General features: G+C 40.0%; 12 protein-coding genes. 1 reads left to right on the forward strand and 11 read right to left on the reverse strand.

Going from position 1 to position 23,348, the window contains the following annotated elements; all coding sequences use genetic code 11:
* Positions 1 to 194 precede the first annotated feature (194 nt).
* Positions 195 to 2,342: a glycoside hydrolase family 3 C-terminal domain-containing protein gene (locus tag ACYVM0_RS09950; RefSeq protein WP_460556196.1), complete on the forward strand. Its 2,148-nt coding sequence runs from the start codon at positions 195 to 197 to the stop codon at positions 2,340 to 2,342.
* Between the two features lie 37 nt (positions 2,343 to 2,379).
* Here the strand turns inward: ACYVM0_RS09950 and uxuA are convergent, their stop codons facing one another.
* The 11 genes from uxuA to ACYVM0_RS10005 form a co-directional block, all read right to left on the reverse strand.
* Positions 2,380 to 3,555 carry a mannonate dehydratase gene (uxuA, locus tag ACYVM0_RS09955; RefSeq protein ID WP_460556199.1) on the reverse strand — a complete coding sequence of 392 codons (1,176 nt, stop codon included), beginning with the start codon at positions 3,553 to 3,555 and terminating at the stop codon, positions 2,380 to 2,382.
* 22 nt (positions 3,556 to 3,577) lie between these two features.
* Positions 3,578 to 5,020, reverse strand: coding sequence for a glycoside hydrolase family 28 protein (locus ACYVM0_RS09960; RefSeq protein ID WP_460556202.1), 1,443 nt, complete (start codon positions 5,018 to 5,020; stop codon positions 3,578 to 3,580).
* A 125-nt stretch (positions 5,021 to 5,145) separates the two neighbouring features.
* Positions 5,146 to 7,611 carry a glycoside hydrolase family 95 protein gene (locus ACYVM0_RS09965; protein ID WP_460556205.1) on the reverse strand — a complete coding sequence of 822 codons (2,466 nt, stop codon included), beginning with the start codon at positions 7,609 to 7,611 and terminating at the stop codon, positions 5,146 to 5,148.
* 5 nt (positions 7,612 to 7,616) lie between these two features.
* On the reverse strand, positions 7,617 to 9,932 hold the full coding sequence (locus ACYVM0_RS09970) for a GH92 family glycosyl hydrolase (protein WP_460556208.1): 2,316 nt from the start codon (positions 9,930 to 9,932) through the stop codon (positions 7,617 to 7,619).
* Positions 9,933 to 10,596: 664 nt separating this feature from the next.
* Entirely contained in the window at positions 10,597 to 12,798 is a 2,202-nt protein-coding gene (locus ACYVM0_RS09975) for an alpha-N-acetylglucosaminidase (protein ID WP_460556211.1), read from the reverse strand.
* 56 nt (positions 12,799 to 12,854) lie between these two features.
* Positions 12,855 to 14,489 (reverse strand): sodium/sugar symporter, encoded by a 1,635-nt coding sequence (locus tag ACYVM0_RS09980; protein WP_460556214.1) that lies wholly within the window; start codon positions 14,487 to 14,489, stop codon positions 12,855 to 12,857.
* Between the two features lie 78 nt (positions 14,490 to 14,567).
* On the reverse strand, positions 14,568 to 15,779 hold the full coding sequence (locus ACYVM0_RS09985; protein WP_460556217.1) for an acyltransferase family protein: 1,212 nt from the start codon (positions 15,777 to 15,779) through the stop codon (positions 14,568 to 14,570).
* Between the two features lie 5 nt (positions 15,780 to 15,784).
* Positions 15,785 to 17,548 (reverse strand): hypothetical protein, encoded by a 1,764-nt coding sequence (locus ACYVM0_RS09990; protein ID WP_460556220.1) that lies wholly within the window; start codon positions 17,546 to 17,548, stop codon positions 15,785 to 15,787.
* Positions 17,549 to 17,588: 40 nt separating this feature from the next.
* Positions 17,589 to 18,569, reverse strand: a complete 981-nt coding sequence (locus ACYVM0_RS09995) for a purple acid phosphatase family protein (RefSeq protein ID WP_460556223.1) — start codon at positions 18,567 to 18,569, stop codon at positions 17,589 to 17,591.
* An 87-nt stretch (positions 18,570 to 18,656) separates the two neighbouring features.
* The gene (locus tag ACYVM0_RS10000; protein WP_460556226.1) at positions 18,657 to 20,300 is read right to left on the reverse strand and encodes a RagB/SusD family nutrient uptake outer membrane protein; all 1,644 of its coding nucleotides are present in this window, start codon (positions 20,298 to 20,300) and stop codon (positions 18,657 to 18,659) included.
* A 24-nt stretch (positions 20,301 to 20,324) separates the two neighbouring features.
* The gene (locus ACYVM0_RS10005) at positions 20,325 to 23,345 is read right to left on the reverse strand and encodes a SusC/RagA family TonB-linked outer membrane protein (protein WP_460556230.1); all 3,021 of its coding nucleotides are present in this window, start codon (positions 23,343 to 23,345) and stop codon (positions 20,325 to 20,327) included.
* Positions 23,346 to 23,348: the final 3 nt, after the last annotated feature.

Genomic DNA, 23,348 nt, shown 5'->3' on the forward strand with positions numbered 1-23,348 from the left:
AAAAATATTCTAATCCCCGCCGCAACTGCCGGCTGGCTATTGCTGGTATGAGTGGTGGCAATCAGAAGGTGGAGTAAGGCCTTTATAATACCCGGGCCATGTATTTCTGAAACCCGTTTTACATTTTTGCAGCCAGGTGAATATGGCGCAAAAAAATAATGCTTTTTTCTATGAAAAAATTCAACCATTAAAAAATGATTTACAGAAGGTATTATTATTTATTTTTTTTGTTGCTCTGGCTTAGCCCGGCAACTTATGCTCAATACAACTATGCCTTTCAAAACCCGGCTTTATCCATTGATAAAAGAGCAGATGATCTTATTAAACAATTAAACACCGAAGAAAAAATAAGTTTGTTATTATACAATTCCCCCGGTGTAGAAAGATTACATATACCGAGGTATAATTGGTGGAACGAAGCTTTGCATGGTGTGGCAAGAGCAGGACGGGCCACTGTTTTTCCGCAGGCCATTGGTATGGCAGCCACATTTAATGATTCGCTGATCAATAAAGTGGCTGATGCCATCAGCGATGAAGCGAGGGCAAAATTTAATGCTGCCGTAAAAAATAATAACCGGGCGCAATATTTAGGGCTTACGTTCTGGAGCCCGAACATCAATATTTTTCGTGATCCCCGCTGGGGACGTGGCCATGAAACTTATGGTGAAGACCCTTATTTAACCGGGCGCATGGGCAGTGCATTTGTAAAAGGCATGCAGGGTGATAATCCCGATTATTATAAAACAGTGGCCTGCGCCAAACATTTTGTAGTACACAGCGGCCCCGAACCTTTGCGCCATGAGTTTAACGCAATGGTAAGCGATAATGACCTGCGCAATACTTACCTGCCGGCGTTTAAAACCCTGGTTACTGAAGCAAAAGTAGGTGGTGTAATGTGTGCGTATAACCGCACCGATAGTCTGCCTTGTTGCACAAGTAAATTTTTATTACAGGATATTTTAAGAGATGAATGGCATTTTAAAGGCTATGTGGTTACTGATTGCTGGGCACTGGATGATATTTTTACTTTCCACAAATTTGTGAGAACAACCGAAGAAGCTGCTGCACTTGCCATTAAAGCCAATGTAAATGTAGAATGTGGCAATACATTAAAAGACCTTACCGGCGCATTGAACAAAAAATTAATTACACAAAAAGAAATTGACGCTTCGTTAAAAATTAATTTAACCACGCTTTTTAAATTGGGCCTGTTTGATGCTGCTGATAAAAACCCTTTCAATACAATTGAAGAGAGCGTGGTGGACAATGAGGCGCATCGTTTGCTGGCAAGGCAAACCGCTGCACAATCGATGGTATTGCTGAGTAATAAAAATAACAGCCTGCCATTGAAGAAAAATATCAACCATATTTTGGTAACCGGCCCCAATGCCAATGTGAGCAATGTGCTGATGGCAAATTACAATGGCAATTCTTCCAAAGCGGTAAATTTTTTAGAGGGCATTACCGGTGCTGTAAGTGCCTCCACCATTATTTCGTATAACCAGGGTTGCAATTTAACGGATACCACGATGCAGGATATTTACTGGCAGCTTAATGATGCTGATGCCGTGATTGCCGTAATGGGATTATCGCCATTGTTAGAAGGAGAAAACGGGGACGCTTATTTATCCGAGGCGGGTGGTGATAAAAAAGATATTGAATTTCCTTATGCTCAATTAAAATATTTACGACAGCTGAGAGCAAAAACAAACAAACCATTAATTGTGGTGATCACAACCGGTTCTGCCATTGCATTAGCTGAGGTTGAAAAAATTGCAGATGCGGTTATCATTGCCTGGTATCCCGGCGAAGAAGGTGGTAATGCCGCAGCTGATATTATTTTTGGTAACTCCGATCCTGCAGGAAGATTACCGGTTACGTTTTATCAATCCACTGCGGACCTGCCTGCATTTGATAACTATTCAATGAATGAAAGAACCTACCGTTATTTTACCGGTCGCACATTACATCCATTTGGCTTTGGTTTAAGTTATACGCATTTTGACTACGCTGATTTTACCGTTAACAAAACAAAAAATGAGTATACTATTAATTTCAAGGTAACCAACACCGGCAATTTTGATGGAGAAGAAGTGGTACAATTGTATGTAAGCAGGGTGAATAAAAATAAAGGCGAGCCTAATACTACATTGAAGAACTTTAAACGTATCAGCATTAAAAAAGGGGCCGCTGCAAATGTTTCTCTTTCTGTAGCTAAAAAAGACCTGGAATACTGGGATGAAAAGCAACATGCCTATGTTGTTTACCCGGGTGAGTATGAGATACGAATCGGCAGTTCTGCAGAGGATATTAAAATCAAAACCAGTACAATTATTCAATAAATCAGGGAAGCCAGGTTTTTAAAACTTGACTTCTCTTTTACAGGCTTCTTATAATTCCCGTTTCCAAACCTCTTAATTCTGCCAGCCCTCTTAATCTGCCAATAGCAGAATAACCGGGATTGGTTTTCTTTTTAAGATCATCCAGCATCTGGTGCCCGTGATCTGGTCGCATAGGAATGGAAATTTTTCTTTGTTGCATTACGCCCACAAGTTCTTTTACCACCGCATACATATCTACATCACCTTCCAGATGATTGGCTTCAAAAAAATCGCCTTCGCTGTTTCTTTCTGTACTTCTTAAATGAATGAAGTTGATGCGGTCGGCAAATTGTTTTACCATGGCCGGCAAATTATTATCTGCCCGTACACCAAACGAGCCGGTGCAAAAACATAAGCCATTATTTAAAGAAGGTACTGCTGCTGCCAGGGCTTCAATATCCGCAGCTGTACTCACTACTCTTGGTAAACCTAAAATGGGATAAGGCGGATCGTCGGGATGTATCACCATTTTTACAGCACAGGCATCAGCAACAGGAATCACTTGTTGTAAAAAATAAATGAGGTGTGCTCTCAGCTTATCAGCATCAATGCCAGCATAAGCATCCAATGCCTGTTGAAATTTCTCTAATGTAAAACTTTCCTCACTACCCGGCAGGCCGGCAATGATATTACGTTGCAATAATAATTTGTCTTCGTCCGTCATACCTGCAAATCTCTCTTCGGCTTTTTTTATGGCAGCCGCTGAATAATCAGCCGCAGCATTTTTTCTTTTCAGCATAAAAAGATCAAAAGCAATGAAGGCTGCTTTTTCAAAACGCAACGCTTTACTGCCATCAGCAACGGTATAACCAAGATCAGTCCTCGTCCAATCCAGTACCGGCATAAAATTATATGTAACGATAGTAATACCGCAGGCACTCAAATTTTTTATGGACTGCTTGTAATTTTCAATGTATGTTTTAAAATCGCCTGTTTGTGTTTTGATGGCTTCATGTACCGGAACACTTTCCACCACACTCCATACCATACCTGCAGCTGCAATCTCTTTTTTCCTTTTTTCAATTTCTTCTATTGGCCACACTTCACCATTGGGAATATGATGTAACGCGGTTACAATACCGGCACAACCTGCCTGCCGAATATCTGCTAAACTTACAGGATCATTGGGGCCATACCAACGCATCGTCTGCTGCATACTAAGTATTGAATTCATTGTTGCTCGTATATTTAAGTTCTTATTGTTTTATGATATCCATTTTGCCGGGGAATGCTGCCTGCCCTTCTGCATTCACAATTTTCAGCGAATCTACATTTTTACTTTCTATAACATGGGCAAAATAACCAGGTTTATTATTGCCCCACTGTACACTACAGTTTCTTATTGTAATACTTTTTGCCGCATCAAAATAAAAACCAGAGGTGCTGCCTTTTACAAATCCCTCAACAGCACATGGCCTTCTGTCGTAAACACCACCGGCAATGGCCGTGGTTTTATCAATCAATACATCTACATTATCAAAAAAGATGTTTGAAATTTTATCGTTTGATTCTGCGCTTACATAAATACCATTTTCACTGGTGCATTTAATATTGCTGAAATAGATATTTTTCACTTCTCCCACCCTTCCTTCTGTTGCGCCTTTTGGAAAACGCCAGTTGGCATCTTTGTTATTGCCGCTTGCACGTCGATAGGCTGTGATGTAGATCGGTTCTGCTTTTCCCCACCATACATCGGTAAATAAATGTCCTTCAATGATCATGTTAGAAAATACCACATCGCTCACCACACCTTCGTCCCGGTTTTGAATACCCACACCACGATTACTTTTTTTAATGATACAATTATTAAACAGTACCTGCCTGATGGTGTCCATATTTTCGGAACCAATTTTTATGGCGCAGCTTCTGCCCGTCATGGTACAATTAGTAACGGTGATATTTTCGCAGCGGCCAAACTCTTCATACTCCCGCCTGTTTTTTAAACAAATGCAATCGTCGCCACTTTCAATATAACAGTTGCTGATGCGTACATTTTTACTATGGTCCAAATCGATACCATCGCTGTTACGCACTTTTAAATTGTTCAATAAAGTGATGCCGGTTATTGTTACATCATTACAACCCACCAGGTGCACTGTCCAATAAGCGGAATTGCCGATATGAATATCTTTAATGCGGATATTGTTACCGCCTACTATCGTTAACACATGCGGCCTGGGATCTTTGCTATTAAACGGTTTCAGCACATACGAATCTTCCAGCTCGGGCCCCATAAAAGAAATACCATTACCGTTGATTTCTCCCGAGCCGCTGATGGTGAGGTTGCTGATATTTTCGCCGCCGATCCAGATCATACCTTCGCCGGGGTTTTGCCGGAAAGCACTTTTCGTATACACTTTTTCGTCAGGATTGGCCAATAGTTTAGCGCCACCTTCAACAAATAATTCTATATTAGATCTTACAGTAAAGGGGCCCGTCATAAAAGTGTACGGCGCAGGCACAAAGACTGTTCCGCCGGTCTTTGTACAGGCATCAATGGCTTTCTGAATAGCCAGAGCGTCATCTGTTTTTCCATCACCTTTTGCACCAAAGTTTTTGATGTTGAATACTTTTTGCGCAACAGATGTAGTGATGATCACTATTAAAAAAATACAACTGGTAAATATTTTACGTCTCATAATTCTTTGCTTCGATAAATGTTCAATATTGAGTTGCCGTATCCCGAGTGCTTTCGGGAAATGACACAACGATGATGCCATGAAAACCAAATGCCCGTGTAAAAACAAAAAATAAAAACAACCTTTTATTTTGCTACAATTTTATACGTCTTTCCTCTTATACTTTTAAATATCAACACATAACCGATAGATGATGACCTTTCTGATACCGCATTTACACCTTGCACAATAACCGGCTGATTGGTTCTGATAACACAATCACCTCCATTCTTTGCAACCAATGTTGCACTACTTAATTTATTATTGGCCCAATTAATATCCACTATAAAGTTTCCCCTTGCCACCAAACCCTTTACTGTACCGGTTTTCCAAACATCAGGCAAGGCAGGTAATAAAAATATTTCGCCGCCCTGGCTTTGTAATAACATTTCCATCAGCCCTGCTGCGCCAGCAAAATTGCCATCGATCTGGAACGGCGGATGGGCATCAAAGAGATTTGGATAAGCGCCACCACCTCTATTGTAATTGGTATTATTTTCTTTGGTTAAACGCAATAAATTTTTATATAACAAATGGGCATGGTTACCATCCAGCAACCTTGCCCAGAAATTCACTTTCCATGCCAGGCTCCACCCCGTACCTTCATCGCCTCTTATTTCCAAAGTGCGTCTTGCTGCATTGGCCAACTCCGGCGTGGCACTGGAAGAAATTAAATTGGCAGGATATAAAGCATACAAATGCGATACGTGGCGATGATGCGGATCAACATCCTCATAATCTTTATACCATTCCTGCAACTGACCTTTGCTGCCAATGGTAAATGGGTAGAGTTTATTGGTTGTGTTAATTATGGTATCACGAAAAGCAGCATCAATACCTAAAACATTTGATGCTGCAACAAGATTACCAAAGAGATCACGGATAATGCCCATATCCATAGTGGTAGCTACAGAAAGCCCGCTTGTTTTTTTACCATCATAGTAATAATCATTTTCCGGGGAAGTTGAGGGTGCAGTAACCAAATGCCCGCTGCTATCGGGTACCAGCCAATCCAGGGTAAACAATGCAGCCCCCTTCATTAAAGGGTAAGCAGTATCTTTTAAAAATTTTTTATCGCCGGTGTATAAGTAATGTTCCCACAAGTGGCGGGTAAGCCAGTTGGCACCCATGGACCAGTTGGCCCACTTGGGATCGCCTTTGCCAATGTCGCCTACAGGGTTGCTTAATGCCCAGATATCAGCATTGTGATGTGTAACCCACCCGTTAGCTTTGTAAAATTCTTTAGCTGTTCGGGTACCCGTAACAGATAAATTTTTTATCAGTCCGAATAAAGGCTGTGTCATTTCAGAAAGATTGGCGGCTTCGGCAGGCCAGTAATTCATCTGCACATTGATATTGGTGGTATAGTTGGCACTCCAGGGCGCTCTTAATTCCTTGTTCCAGATGCCTTGTAAATTTGCAGGCACTTCCGGTGTACGGGAACTGCTGATGAGTAAATAACGGCCGTATTGAAAATACAATGCTTCAAGCCCGGCATCTTCCCCGGACCTGTTATATGCCTCCATTCTTTCATCCGTTGGTAAATTTATTTTACTGTCTTTACCATTGTTCAATTGCAGCGATACCCTGTTATAGTACCGGTGAAAATCTGCAAGGTGCGCTGCAGTTAAACTGGTGTATGATTTAGCAATTGCTTTATGTAAATAATTTTTTGCCAATGCTATTTCATCCTTTCCTTCTGCATCAGGACATTTATCATAACCATTAAAACTGGTAGCCGCCGTGCAATACAAAATTATTTCAGTAGCATCAGCAATGTGAATACCGCTGGTATCTGTTGTAATTTTTCCATCTCTACTTGCTGCTTTTATCAGTAGTGCAAAACGCATGCCCCTGCAACCGGTAGTATCGTTATAAATTACCGGCTCTTTGTTTTCCCTGAAATAACTGGGGTCAACATGCGCCGGTGCTTTACCTTTTAAGATGATGCCATCATTACCCGTACTTTCATTTTTATAATGCAAAATACTTTTTGCATTCACGGTAATATTTAATTGTTTCGCTTTATTTGCAGTAAGCCGCACGATGATCACCTGGTCGGGGGCAGATGCAAATACTGCTCTTTTATATGCAACTCCGCCAGTAGTAAACGTTGTCGTTGCAATGGCATCCTGCAAATTCAGCTCACGATAATAAGCAGCAGGTTCAACTCCATTAAAATTTTGTTTGATCACCAGGTCACCCAGCGGCATATAACTTTCGGTATACAAGCCCTGCATTTTTTTTACCAGCCTGTTGGCATTGTCATAATCGCCTTTAAATAAAGCGGCTCTTACCTGGGGTAAATATTCCGGTGCCTGCGGATTTACATTTTGTTTTACCGGGCCACCGCTCCACAAAGTTGATTCATTCAGTTGTATCAACTCTTCATTAATGCCGCCAAAAACCATGGCACCTAATCTTCCGTTACCCACGGGCAAGGCCTCCGTCCAGGTGGCAGCAGGTTTGTTATACCACAACTTTGTATCCTGTTGTGCAAGAGCAAAACAAGGCAATAGTAAGATCAGGGTTAAAAAAGTATTGGTCTTCATTTATTTTATTTGCTTAAAGATGATGGCCTGCAATTTACAGCAGAACCCCATGAAGAAGGCTGGTCCTGCAAAAATATTTCCAGTTTGCCGCCACCGGAAATCATGGTGTAAGTGATATAATTTTTAGTATACAATTTTCCGTTCCAAAGTACTTTATAAATGTATACAGCGTCACCTGATTTTTTATTCGTAGCAATCTCCAGTTTTTTATTGTGCTGCAATTGCATTGTTATCGCATCAAATAAAGGAGTGCATAAAATATATTCATTATTTACCGGATCAACGGGATAAAAGCCCATTGCTGCAAACACATACCAGGCACTCATCTGGCCGGCATCATCATTGCCACTTAAGCCACCTGCACCATCACTGTATTCTTCTGCAATAATTTTTCTTACTGCCTGCTGGGTTTTATAAGGTGAAGCCGTATAGTTGTACATGAACGGAATCTGGTGTCCCGGTTCATTACCATGCCAGTATTCATTCTTTGTAAATAGACTGTCCAAAGCATTCTCTAATTTTTTTGTGCCGCCCATTATTTTTGATACCCCCTTTACATCCTGTGGCACATAAAAAGTATATTGCCTGGGTGTGCCCTCGGTAATATAAGATTCTCTTTTATCTGCATGAAAACTTTCAACCCATTTACCATTGGTATATTTCCCCCTAACCATACCAACAGTTTTATCAAATACATTTTTATAATTTAATGCACGTTGGTACAACTGCCGGTAATCATCTTTTTTATTTAATCCCCTGGCCACAACCGACAATGCATAATCATCGTAAGCATATTCCAGTGTTCTGCTCACCTGTTCTTTTTTATGAAAGGCTTCCTGCACGCTATCTTCCATTGGTATAAAACCATATTTTAAGTAGGAAGTTAAAGCCCTTCTGCCAAAACCATTTTTATAGTCGTTAAAATCTGCAGGGGTTTCAAAAGCATTTTTTCGCATTAAAGTATACGCTGCATTTACATTGTAGTTACGAATACCTTTATTGTAAGCCGATGCAATAAAAGCAGTAGCATGATCGCCGATCATGGCTGCAGTATAACTGTTCCAGCAGGGAAATATCGGTAACCAACCACCTTGTTCTCCTTTATTGATTATAGACTGTACCCATTGATTGGTAAGTGCCGGATTTAAAATTTCCAGCAGGGGCAATTGCGCCCTGTAAATATCCCACATCGAAAAATCATCGTAATAATTCCCATGGCTCATTTTTTTCAATTCATAATTACCGGCAAATTTCGGATACACACCATCCACATCACTCATCAACCTGGGGTGCTGCATGGCATGATACATGGCAGTGTAAAAAATCCGTTTATCTTTTTCACTTTTTGTGGTAACCTGTATTTGTTGCAGCGCATTTTCCCATACTTGTTTTGCAATTGCGTAAACAGCATCAAAATTTTCGTTGCCGATTTCCTGCAGCAAATTATTTTTTGCACCTTCAATACTGCTGAAGGAGGTACCCACATTCAATTCTACCGACTCCCCTTTTTTTAAGTAAAAGCCAATATAAGCTCCGGCATCTTTTTTATTCGATATCGTATCTGCACTAATAATAGCAGCACCATTAAAAACACCCGATGCTGCAATATTTTTATTGGCTTTAAAATAAACACAACCATCAAAACCTGCCTTATTGCCCCAACCCTGGTAAATACGATGTACGGCATTGGTAGCCATAACTTCATTTGCAATGGCATTGACTTTTGCTGTACAGGTGCCGTAATCACTATTTGGGGTGATCAATAAATACAGGCTATCATCCTGCAGCATGGTAAACCGCATTACACCACATCTTGCTGTAGCGGTTATTTCTGCAGTTAAATTTTTCCCGGGAAATGATATTTTATAATAAGCCGCAGTTGCAATTTCATTATTGTGATGGAATGGAATGGCATAATCGTTTACCAGTGTTGTTAATTTTCCTGTAACCGGCATCACGGTAAAACTTCCATAATCCTGTGTGCAACTGCCGCTGATCCAATGCGTGGCACGAAAGCCACTGAACAGGCTGTCTTTATAAAAATACGGGGGAATACATTTATTTTCTGTTACCCTGGTTTGGGCAGTAAACTGCGTCATTGCAAAAGGTAAGGTAACGGCGGGGATTGTGTTGGCATTGGCTTCGCTGCCGGCTTCACTGTGTTTTACTGCCGCAACAGTAGTGGAGGGTGCGGTGCCGGATAGCGGCTGCACGTATTGCAACAGGCCTTGCGCTGTTGTTTGTGGCAACCATAACAATACAATTGCTACAGCAATTATTATTTTTTTGAAACGACCTGCGTTAATGCTACTTTGCTTCATTGGTATTCAAATGAATTCTTCGGGCTGCACTTTTCAGCATAATTAACCCTATTGAACTTCTTAAATTTATTACATTATTTGTTTGGCATGCTATTCTTTAATTCCATTGCACCTCTCGTTCCTACGGAACGGGAAAACAATATTCTATTTTTTTTCTACCCACCTGGCTTCCCTACGGGAAGAAATAAGAACGTTTAATACACTTCTTCTATAAAACCATACTATTTCTGATTGGGCATTTTTGTTATTCCCAACTGGCTTCCCTACGGGAAGAAATAAGAACGTTTAATGCACTTCTTCTATAAAGCCATACTATTTCTGATTGGGCATTTTTGTTATTCCCAACTGGCTTCCCTAAGGGAAGAAATAAGAACGTTTAATGCACTTCTTTTATAAAGCCATACTATTTCTGATTGGGCATTTTTGTTATTCCCAACTGGCTTTCCTTCGGGAAGAAATAAGAACGTTTAATGCACTTCTTCTATAAAGCCATACTATTTCTGATTGTGCATTTTTGTTATTCCCAACTGGCTTCCCTACGGGAAGAAATAAGAACGTTTAATGCATTTCTTCTATAAAGCCATACTATTTCTGATTGTGCATTTTTGTTATTCCCAACTGGCTTCCCTACGGGAAGAAATAAGCATGTTCGTGATAAAAATATTTAATACGCTTTCTCTATAACTGCATAATATTTCTGATACAGCATTTTTGTTATTGCCACAGGGCTGCCTTTTGTTGCAACAGCATAATCTTTTCTTGCATTTACCCAATGCCACTCCCATTGTTTAATTTCCTTTGCAAAACTATTTTTATCTATTTCCTTTCCCTCTTTTAATGCCGCTAATGCTTTTACAAAGAACTGCTCCCACCTTGGTTTATAAAAATCGCTGAGTAAACCACTCCACTGGCGGCAGGCATATTCATTCAGCGGACAATTCTCATCTCCCCAAAGTGTGATGAGGTCTTTTGCATTCATCTCATACAATGTTTTTTCTTTTTCTGTGGCACCACATTTTCTTGCACTGGCTATCCACGGGCCCAATAAAAAATCTTTTCTAGTCGCTAATAATTGATCCACATCGTCAATCAGTTCAATAAACTGTTGACTGTATTTTAAGAAAGCTGTAATATCTTTTTCCTTATATGCGGTTACAAATTGTTGTTGCAATACGCTGGCATAATTCACCAGTACCTGTCTTGCTATATCAACCAGGTCATATTGAAAGCCATCACTGTTTTTACAGTCCGGAATTGCTTTCATCATTTCATCCCATGCAGGCAACAGGTCTTTAGCATTATAGTTCAATCTTGTATTGGCCCACCTGCCGGACGAATCCAATGTTGGCCTTGCCTGTATAATTGATTCTGAACCGTCACGCTTGTATTTATCAGCAGGCACTGTATATACTGTTTTACGTAATACATTCCATGCATTCAAAGCATTTGTATTCTTTACAGCATAGCGATTGAAAATATATTGCGGCAGCCATTCATCCACATTGATCACTTCATCCTGCCAGGTATTCTGCAGCATCAATTCGTACAGCACCGGATTTTGTTCAATGCCTTCCATCGTTAATCCAATGCCTTTCATGTTACCGCTTTTGGCATTGTGTAATGCAAGGGCAGGTTCAGTTGCAATAGTTTCCATCCTGCCAAAGAGACTGGTGTTTCCACCAAAATTGTGCAGCATATTCCATATCCATGGTTTGCCATAAAATGCATCGGTACGTTTCCATACCGGCTCTATCTCAGTTGCCAGGTCAAGCAATATCATCTTATCATTGGGCACAGATTGTAACAACGCTTCCGTTTGTTTAGCTGCCCAGAATTTTCTATCACTATAAAACAACCAACCCTGCATTACCCATATTGCAGCAGTATCGGCCTGGTGCATACCATCATACACTCTTGCACTCAGCTTACTTAAAAATTCCGGATCATCACTCGGTGGTTCGTTCTCATTAAAGGTATCGGCCGAATACAAATGGTCGGTACCTAATAAAGAGGTTTGCTTTTGTAAAAACTTTTTACCGATCATCGCAAACATCGGGTCTTCGGAATCTAAAATATAAGTATCTGCAAAACCATTGGTCCAGTTGGTTTGTTTGAGCCTGGCATGCGGAAATTTTTTTTTGAACGCTGCCGGCACATGCCCGGTGAATGCAGGCAATACCGGTTTCATACCTAAAGCTCTTTGCCGTGCAATGATTTTTTTCTGCAATTCAAAATGATTTTTCATCCAGCTTACTGGTAACGGCCCGCCCCAGCCATCAAGATTTCCCATCCAGAACCAGGAGAAATAAGAAGGCCCGCAAAAAAAATCTTTCAGGTCATCATCTGTAAATCCCATTTCCTTATACACTAAATACCAGGTGTACTCTTCTCCTGTTATTGCCAGCGGCATATTGATACCATGCAATGCCATCCAGTCAATTTCTTTTTCCCAGCGTGGCCAGTCCCACCAACTCATACTATAATTAAAAGTGCAGTAATTTAAATAGTAACGATACTCGTATGGTGTGGCTTTATGAATTTTTGTTTTTACTTCCGGTAAAGTTTTGGGCAAATTTAAATGAGTGCCATTCCAGGTTATTTGTGCATGGCAATATTCATTAAGATAAAAATATAGTGCCGATGCAATGGCAACGCCATCATTGCCCCTTAATACAATTTTATTATTACGGCCTTCTATTTCAAAAACATCTTTATTGTTTTGTTGCGGCAAAGATTCAATTATAAATGCTGCCGTATGACCTGGTACTGTTCTTTGCAACAATGCTTTTGATGCGGCAATATTTAATTGTGCCTGCGTAGCATTTGGCAACAACAAATACAATATAATAACAACAAAAAATCTCATCTTTCAATAATTTTAAATAACCTTATTCGCAAAACGCCCACTCACCACTCACCACCTTACCAAAACACGGTATACAGTGCCGCTAAAATACCACAGATAATTACCGACCCTACAATAAACCCGGGTGATACTTTAAATAATGCCGTATCCATTTCTATAACATGCGTATCATTTGCAGGTTTAGGTTTTATTAAACTGATAGTGACCATGATGATGACCAAAAGAAAAAACGCAATGGTCATCCTGTCTAAAAAAGGATAGTTGGGGAAAGCACCGTTGGTCCAGCCCGGCAAAAATTTTAATACCGTTGAAATAGGCACCGTTAACAATGCACCTGCCAAACCAGCTGCGGCAGTTGTTTTTTTCCAGAACATACCCAATAAGAAAATGGCCAATACACCCGGCGAGAAAAACCCTGAATATTCCTGTATAAATTGATATGCCTGGTCTAATGTTTTTAATGAAGGTGCCACAATGGCGCCAATCAGCATGGCAATTATCACAGCCCATCTTCCGGTGATCACTAATTTTTTTTCGCTGGCATCTTTATTAATATACTTTTTATAAATGTCTAAAGAAAAAATAGTGGAGATGCTGTTGGCTTTACCTGCAAGCGATGCAACAATGGCTGCGGTTAATGCTGCAAAGGCAACACCCTTTAATCCTGCAGGCAATAAATTCATCAGGGTGGGATACGCATGGTCTGGCTTTATAGCCCCTGTTACAGCATCCGACATTTCTTTTTGAAACATCCCATTGTGATGCATTACATACATGGCAATACCAGGCAATACTGCAATTACCGGCACAATCATTTTTAAAAATGCGGCAAATAAAATGCCTTTACGGGCAGTTTTTAAATCAGCTCCCAGGGCTCTTTGCACAATGTATTGGTTGCATCCCCAGTAAGCCAGATTATTAATAAGCATACCACCAATTAAAACCGACATGCCTGGTAATTCCATATAATGCGGACTTGACTTATCAAAGATCATATGAAAATGTTCGGGTGCTTCTTTACGTAAAATGGAAAGGCCTTTAAAAATATCTTTACCAAATCCAAACTGTTCTGATAATAATGTTAATGCCAGGTAAGTAGTTACCAATCCGCCAATAATTAATACTAAAACCTGGAATACATCGGTGTAGCCGATTACTTTCATGCCACCCAATGTTACAATGATAGAAAAAATACTCAGCCCTGCCACACACCATTCAAAACTGATGGGAGCAATAGATGATATTGCTAATGCGCCGAGATAAATAATTGAAGTAAGGTTTACAAATACATATAGCAGCAGCCATATCACTGCCATGATGGTGCTTACCGTACCGTCGTAACGTTTGGCTAAAAACTGCGGCATAGTAAATATCTTATTCTTCAGGTACATGGGGATGATGAAGATGGCAACAATGATCAATGTAGCTGCTGCCATCCATTCGTAGGTGGAGATGGCAAGGCCCAATGCAAAACCCGAACCACTCATACCGATAAAATGTTCAGCAGAAATATTGGAAGCAATCAATGAAGCACCAATGGCCCACCAGGTTAACGAACCTTCTGCCAGGAAAAAATCTTTTGAATCTGTTGCTTTGGCTTTTTTTCTATTGTAGATATAGATGCCGTAAGAAGATACGAGGATGAAATAAATAATAAATACAATGTAGTCCGCTGTCTGTAATTTGTTCATTAGTTCAATAGTTTGTAATCGTTAATTAAGCTGTAAGAGAAGCCGGCTTTTAAAAAACTGACTTCTCTATATGAAATCCTATATTTTTAAAAACCACTTCTTCTTATACAAGAAATACAATGCAGCAAATTGAATAAGTGCCACACCCGTCCATAATAATGCGCTATGCCACATTTCCGGCGTTTTATTATACAATCCACCAAAAAGAAATGTTGACGTAGATTCAAAATTCACCACACCATGTGCTGCCATATAAATTAAAATTGAATTGCAGCCTACCCACACAAAAGGCATACACCATTTTTTAAATCCTGCCACATCAATCACATAATAAAATACAGCGAACAGTAATACGCTCCATCCTCCTGCATATAAAACAAAAGCGCTTGTCCACATATTTTTATTGATAGGAAAAACAATATCCCATAACAGGCCCATTAACAGCAATACAATACCTGTCGCAATTAATACCAGTACTTTTTTTATTGAAGTTAGTTTTTCATGGCCCAAAAACTGTCCTGTAAAAACACCCAGCATAGCGCTGCCAATAGCAGGAATAGTGGACAATAATCCTTCCGGATCGTATACGGCACGATGTAATTTTCCGGGTAATAATATCCTGTCGATATAGGCTTCCAGGTTTCCTTCGGGCGTAAGTACACCGGCACCATAACCAGGAACCGGAATTAACACCATTGCAGCCCAGTACAATAATAATAATCCTGCAAACCAAATAATCCGGGTACGCAATGAGCTGTTTAAATAAATGATGGCAGCAAAAAAACAACTCAATGCAATACGACCTAATACACTTGCCATTCTTGTATTTTCATAGCCCTGCCATTTGAATAAACCGTTTACCACCATACCTAAAAAGAGAAGGATCAGTGTACGTTTTATCAATGAGCGATAAATATTTTTTTTTGCAATAGCCATATTAGCTCCGGCATTTTCAATTTGCTTTCCGAATGAAAAAGGCATAGAAATACCAGCGATAAAAATGAACAGCGGAAAAATAATATCGTAAAAAGTAAAACCGTTCCATGGTGTATGATGCAATTGGTTACTGATACCCACGGCAATTCGCTCCCAAAAATTCAGATCGCCTGTTGCAGCAATCTGCCAGTCAGCCGGGTTACGGTATAAGGAATGTTTTGTTACTACTACATTGGCTAAACCATGAAAGATACCTTCGCCACTGATGATCCAGAACATATCAAAGCCACGCAATGCATCAAGAGATAATAATCTTGTTGCAGGCTTTTTTATATTGATTGATTGTTCTGTCATATATTCTAACTAAATATGAGTTGGTGCATAAATGGTGTTGTACCAGTAATGTATACATACATGCCTTTGGTATGCAGGTTACCAAAATGTGTGCTGTATCTTTCACCTTCCAGGTTTGTAATCGTTTTGTGCGTTACTGCTCCCGGGCCAAACTGAATGCTCTCTTCTCCAAATTCATATTTTCCCATCCCTGTTTCTAAAAAATTATTGCCGTCCTTAGCTTCTGTTACACCGGTTAATTTGCCACCTTCTGCAAAACATAATTCAATGGTAACAGCAACGCCTTTAAGTCCGCTCACTAAAAATGTAAGTTCGTTGGCACTACCATTCTCTGCAAAAGTGATGGTTGTATCCAGTGTTTTAACATTGCTTACCGGCCTGTCTTTAAAATCCATTTTATTCCAGAAGCGATCATCAATACTGGGTGATAATGTATAATCGCCACTAGCTTTTCTTTTATTCTTTGGAAGCGGTTGATAATAAGGCACCATTATTTTTTTATGCAGTATATATTTATGGCCCTCCTTCTTTATGCCTTCGCTGTAAAAATATCCCATACCAAAAAAAGCTGCTGATAAGCGCATAAATTTTAATACCGCATTGCCTTTTCTGTACGCATAAAAATTGGGACTATTTGACCGGCCCGATGCAATAATTACCGGCCAATCCACACCGCCAAAAATTGTGGCAGTGGTATTATCCCTTCTTATCCGTAACAATTGAGAGGTGCTGAAATATTTTTCGTAATCAACCGAAGGTTTAATAGCAGCTGGTAATGGTTGTTGCAATAATTCATCTTCTAAAAAATGAAATAAAGACCTGTTCATTATTTCATCCTCAAAGCCATTCATTTGTTCAATCAGTTTGGCAATACCTGCAAAATTGCTGTTATTATCTTTTATGGCTAAATACCGGTAGTATAAATAATACGATACAATTGTTTTAGTCATATATTGGTCCTGCCTGCGGGAATCAGTAGTCACTAATTCTCCACCGGGGTCCATGTAATAATATGTAGCCGTTAAATTTTTTCTTACCGGCTCAAATAAAGCTGGCTTGTTAAGCAAGCGCCCCATCGTGAGTAAAGAATTATTTTCCACACCGGAATATATCCGGCTTCTTTCAGGATAATGCCCATCGCTATCCATATAGATACCTTCGCCAAGCCAGTCTTCAATTCTATCAGTATATTTTTTATCGGGGTAAATTTTGTGTACACGTGCCAGTGCCGCACAAATCACCCAGCGGTGATTAGGTGTATGCACACCGCCTGTTGCCAATGCATCGGCAGCTTTAATAATAAATGTTTTTAACTGACTGTTAATGCCGGCTGTTTCGGCTCCTTTGTTTTTTACCAGCAGAAAAGCGGCAGCAGATAATGGTTCCAATAAAAAAGCCGTATCAGGCGGAGATTCTAAATTACCCACGTTTACCGTGCCGTCTGCTGTTTGAAATTTCGTGAGTTCCTGTATCAGTATTTCCAGTTTAGGAACTACTAAAGGACTTTTAAAATATTTTGATCCGGTATAACAATACGATGCGGTCAATGTAGCAAAATCAAAGCCTGCTTTTCTGCCAAAATTAAAATTAGCCACACTTACTGTTTGCAGCAAACCATCAACCTGTACATCATTTGCAATTACCATTCTTTCAAAAATATCATCTCCGGGTAAAACAGTTTTTGCAGCACTTGCTCCTGCAAAAAGGTCATTGCTTAATGGCGCCAGCATGGCCAGTGCACTCATTTTTATAAAAGAATGTCGTTTCATATTTTTACAGAAAGCAATTTTTGCAGCTTTATCAAAGCTGTTATTTATTAATAGTGGTGGTATAAATTATTTTACCATTCTGATCAATCGTATGTACCGTTAAACTATTTGTTGTAACAGAAAAAACCATAAAGCCATATTCCGATGCAGCCATTTTACTTTCAGGCACTAAACGTGCCGCTGTTTTTTCTGAAGCAGCGCCGGAAATAAAATGTTGTGTTTTACCGCTCACCAAATGTTGCAAACTATGTTCGTGCCCGGTTAAAAAAACATCCACACCATATTTATCAAACAAAGGCTTTAAAGAATTACGAATGGCTTTGGTATCGTAACCTTCAAACCTGCTGCCGCCGGTAAACATAGGGTGATGCCCTACTACAATTTTCCATTTTATATGCGAAGAAGTACTACTTAATTCTTTTGCGATCCATTTTTTCTGTTGTGCACTATCTGCTTTTTTTACATTAGGCCCGTAATCAGCATTGGCATAAAATTCAGGTATCAAGGGGTTGGTATCTATAAATAAAAATAAAATCTTACTGGCTGTATCGCCTGGTATTGAAATTACTTTAGCATAATACCGTGCCGGCATTTTCCATCTCCTGCTGATTTTTGAATAAGCCACCTGTGCATCAGGATTACTTTTATAATCATGATTACCCAATACAGGATACCAATCCCATTGTAAGGAAAATGCGGTATAAATATCTTCAAAGGAATAATGCCACAACGGATCAGATTCACTGATCACTCCGCTGGGATAAAAATTATCGCCTGTGGCAATGGTAAATTGCGATTTTATTTCAGCAGCAGTTTTGCCCATTTGTGCGGCTACTTCTTTTTGATGATCGGCGCCAACCCTGCCCCAATCACCCATGGCAATAAAATTTAAAGCACCCGGAGCTGTGGTAAGCGTTGACGGTTGTACATAATGCACACTATCTTTAATTAACACCTGTGCATCAGCAACTGCCGCAAATAAAATGGCAAAAGTGACAACAAGAATTGACTGAGGTTTCATACTACTGTAATTTTCTACAATTTAAATTTAAAACCCGAAGTAAAAACTCCGGGCTTTGATTGATTGTACTACTGCTATTGTAAGAAATTAATAACCGGGATTTTGTACCAAAGCAGGGTTAACTGCAAATGCACCTGTTGGTATTGGGAAAATCCTGCGGTAGGTTTCATTATTCGTCTTAAAGCCCCATGTACCTTCGTATTTGCCAAACCTGATCACATCATTCCTATGCCATCCTTCCCATGCAAATTCACGTGAGCGTTCTGCAAGAATATCATTTAAAGTAACTGTTGCCAGTGGTGCCGAAGTGGTGCGGTTGGCTCTTAAAGAGTTTACCAGCGATAACGGTGTATGGCCCAATGTGGCAGTTCCTCCTCTTAAGATTGCTTCTGCCTTCATCAGGATGATATCTGAATAACGAAATACAGGTATATCATTATTCTGGTTCCTGCTGGTTGAAGTAGCATCAGGATAGAATTTAATATTACGATATCCCATGTTCCATGCAATTTCATCATTACCGCAATCGAATAACGGAACTGATTGCCTTAAAACGATATTGGGTGTAAGATTTAACTGGTAGGTATACGGTGCATCAACACCAGTATAAAACTGGTCGTATCCTTTTAGTGTAGTAGTAATAGTTATTGGCGTTACACCATCCGGGCGGAATTGCAAACCGGTTAACCATTGTTTATTCCTGATATCATTGGGATCATTAAAATTAGCATAGAACTCAGGCAATGTACTGGCAGGTGCACCAGGTGTGTAAGGAATGTTAAAGTAGTTGTAACCAGCACCCGGAGCCACTTGCCCCATTGAACGTGGTACATCATACCTTGCATGGTAATTGGCGGAGCGGCCATAATTACCTACCGAAGTAGCATCGTAAGGAATAGCAAATATAAATTCATCCTTGCTGCCCGGTGCTGTTGGCCCGTTTTGCGGATAGAACATTTGCAGGTAGTTAGCAATAGTGGCAAGATTGAATTTACCCGAATTGATCACGTAATCGCATGCCGCAATACAGTCGTTGTATCTTCCGGTACCTGTATAGTATTCAGCATTTAAATACATTTTTGCCAGCAACGCATAAGCGCAATACACAGTGGGGCGTCCGTAAGTACTTACACCGTTTACTGTACTTAAACTTGGTATGCAGCTTTTAATATCATTTTCTAAAAAACTAAACACTTGTGCCCTTGGTACATTTGTATGCGGAGAAAAATCGCCATACACTGTATCCAGCGGAACATTGCCATAGTTATCCATCATAAAGAAATAAGCCAAATCCCTCACCATCTTAATTTCAGCCATATTGGTATTTTTAGCAGCACCGGCTGGTTCTGTAGTACCTAATATAGAAAGTGTCTGGTTGGCATAACCAATTACAGTAGACAGCCAATCCCAGTTACCATTTACGTACCCGTTATCTTTGGTCCAGTTATGGTAATGCATCTGCACATTTTGTGCGCCGTCATACCAGTTACCACCTCTCGCAGGCATGATGCCTTCTTCGGTAGAATAGGTTTGCTGAAAGAACCATTCTGCAGCATAATTCCCTCTCAGTGCTACATAAACAGGACCCGAAGCGGCGATAAATTGTGTTGAATCCCTGGGAAAAACATCAGGGGTTAACTGTGTGGTGATAGGAACATCTAATTTATGACATGAACTTATTGCACTCAGCAGTAATGCAGGAAGAACAATATAAGCTATTAATTTTTTCATGATTTATTATTTAACAAGTTTTAATTAAAAGGAAACATTTACTCCAACTAAAACGGTTCTTGTTTTAGGATAAAAATTATTATAATCCACACCCGGTGCAATTCCACCCTGGTTAACTTCCGGATCAATACCTTTAAACTTAGTGATGGTAAAAAGATTATTTACAGAAGTATACACCCTCATCGATTTGATATATTTAGATATGCCTTTGATGGTATATCCCAGTGATGCATTATCGAACCTGATGTAACTACCGCTTTCGATAAACCTGCTGGAATATTTATAGGCATTTCCATCCGCAGGTGATTCATCTGCTGCATCAACCAGTATGTTGGTACTCATTGCAGTAGTAGGCCTGAAGAGGTCTGCACGGGTGGCATTAAATATTTTATTGCCAAATACGCCTCTGATGAAAAGATTAAAATCAAAATCTTTATACTTAAGACTGTTCGACCATCCCATCACCAATTTAGGTTGTGCGTCACCTTCGTAGCGGTAATCGGCCCTGGTAGGAGTAGTAGTTAAGCTTCCGTTAGCAGCAACAAATTGTGATACGCCTGCTGAATTTTTTCCTGCATATTCCAGTGTGAAGAACTGTCCTAAAGGATGGCCTTCTTTCAACAGTTGCAATGAGCTTCCCGATTGGCCGCTACCTTCAGGATAACTTACACTTACAGAATCTCCGCCAATAAATAATGGATTGGTTAATTTGGTGATCACATTTTTATTATGTGCCAGGTTGATGCTGCTGTTCCATGTAAAATCTTTTGTAGCAACCGGGGTAGCATTCAAACTTAACTCAATACCCTTGTTATTAATAGTACCTCCATTAGCAGTAATTCTGCCAGAAGGAACCAGTATCGGATCTACCCTGTAGCCATAGATCATTCCGGTAGTATTTTTTTCATACCAGTCAACCGATCCGCTTAATTTCCCTTTCAACACGGTAAAATCCAAACCGATATTGGTAGTGGCTGTTTTTTCCCATTGCAAGTCAAAATTTGCAGCCTGCGTCGGGCCATAGGCAGATGTTAAACCTACACCATTATAATAATACGTACCCAGGCTTCCGGAAATAAATTGCGCTGTATACGCATTAAAGCCGGAGGCATTACCGGTTACACCATAGCTTCCTCTTAATTTCAGGTCAGAAAAGATCGTTTGATTTTTCATAAAATCTTCCTGTGTAATTCTCCATGCAGCACCTACAGAAGGGAAATAACCCCATTGATTATTTTTTCCAAACACTGAACTTCCGTCTCTCCTGATTGATCCCTGTAATAAATATTTTTCTTTGTAGTTATAATTCAAACGGCCAAAGTCAGATATCAAACGGGTATGCTGATACGCTCCGCCGGCACCAAAATATAAACCACTGCCGTAAGTAGACGGACTGCTCAAGGTAAGGTTGTTATAGCTGGTATTATCAACCGGGAAATTACTGGTAGTGATCTGGAAACCATCACCAATAATATTATCCTGCCATGAATATCCTGCAACTACATTGATACTATGATAACCGATCTTTTTATCCCATGTTAAGAATGTTTCCAGCACTTTTTTTCTGTCCTGGAAAGAACTTCTTGTAGCTTGACCGTTTGAACCAAAAGCCTGTAAAGTATGTCCGCTATAACCCGGATCAGGATTATCGTACATGCTGTTGTACTTACTGGTAAAATATTTATTCAGGTAAGCACCATAGAGGTAAGATGAATTCTGGTAAGAAAGATTCAGGTCATAGGTTAATCCAAAAGGCAGTTTAACCTGGGTGTTAAAACTTCCGATCAGTAAATTGTACTTGGTATTCATTTGTGCATTGTTAAGCATGGATACAGGATTATAATACCCGGACTTAACAAAGTTTTCAAAATAAGAACCATCAGCATTTTTTATAGGAGATACCGGAAGGTAAAGCGCAGACTGTAATAAGATGGTATTCCTGTAAGGCAGGTCATCGGCGCTACTGTTAGAGTTGGTTACATTGATACCAAACTTTACTTTATCATTAAGGGCAGTTTGTTCTAAGCCTATACGTGCAATCACCCTTGTAAGATCGCTGTTTAACAAAATCCCTTCTTTGCTTAAGTAGTTTACACTGGCATTATAAGTAGTATGCTCGTTACCGCCACTTAAAGAAATATTATGATTGTGCGATAAGGCACTGTTTTTTTCAACTGCTTTCTGCCAGTTGGTATTGGCACCTTTATCATCGGCCGGCGTAAAAGCCAGGTTGTTTTTAGTAACAAATGCCCTCAGTTGTGCAGCATCCATCATTTTCAGTTCGCTGGAAACTTTTTCAGTGCCAACATAACCACTGTAGGTTACCAGCGACTGTCCTTTCTTTCCTTTTTTGGTAGTGATAATAATTACACCATTGGCAGCACGGTTACCATAAATGGCAGTAGCCGCAGCATCTTTTAAAATATCGATAGTGGCAATATCATCAGGAGCCACCACTGCTATATCAGCCCCGGGTATACCATCAATTACATAAAACGGCCCCTGCGAACTGTTTAGTGTAGACGCACCACGTAAAATAACTGCTGCAGACCGGTTAGGATCGCCACTGGCAGTAATATTTACACCGGCAACTTTACCTTGTAACAATTGCCCTACATCGCCGATAGCACCTTTATTAAAGTCGTCGGGTTTAATTGTTGTTACAGCACTGGATAAATTTTTCCGTGAACTTTTACCATATCCCACTACCACCACATCAGATAGTACGGTTTGTTTTTCAGTAAGTACCACATCATAACTATTGGCAGCGCCAATTTTAATTTCTGCAGCTTCAAAATTTACTGCAGTAAATACCAGCGTGGCACCGGATGCAGCATTAATAGTAAACGATCCGTTAGCTGCAGTAGCAACCCCGGTTTTACTGCCCTTTACCGTTACAGTAACGTTAGGAACAGGGTCGCCTTTGGCATCTTTTACAATACCGGAAACCGATTTCGTTTGTGCCACAGCACAAAGCGGCAGCACAAATAAAAGCAGCAGAACAGCAGTACTGCTTTTTAAAAATTGTTGGAATAGCAAGCGCATGAT

The organism is Ferruginibacter profundus, from assembly GCF_054783275.1.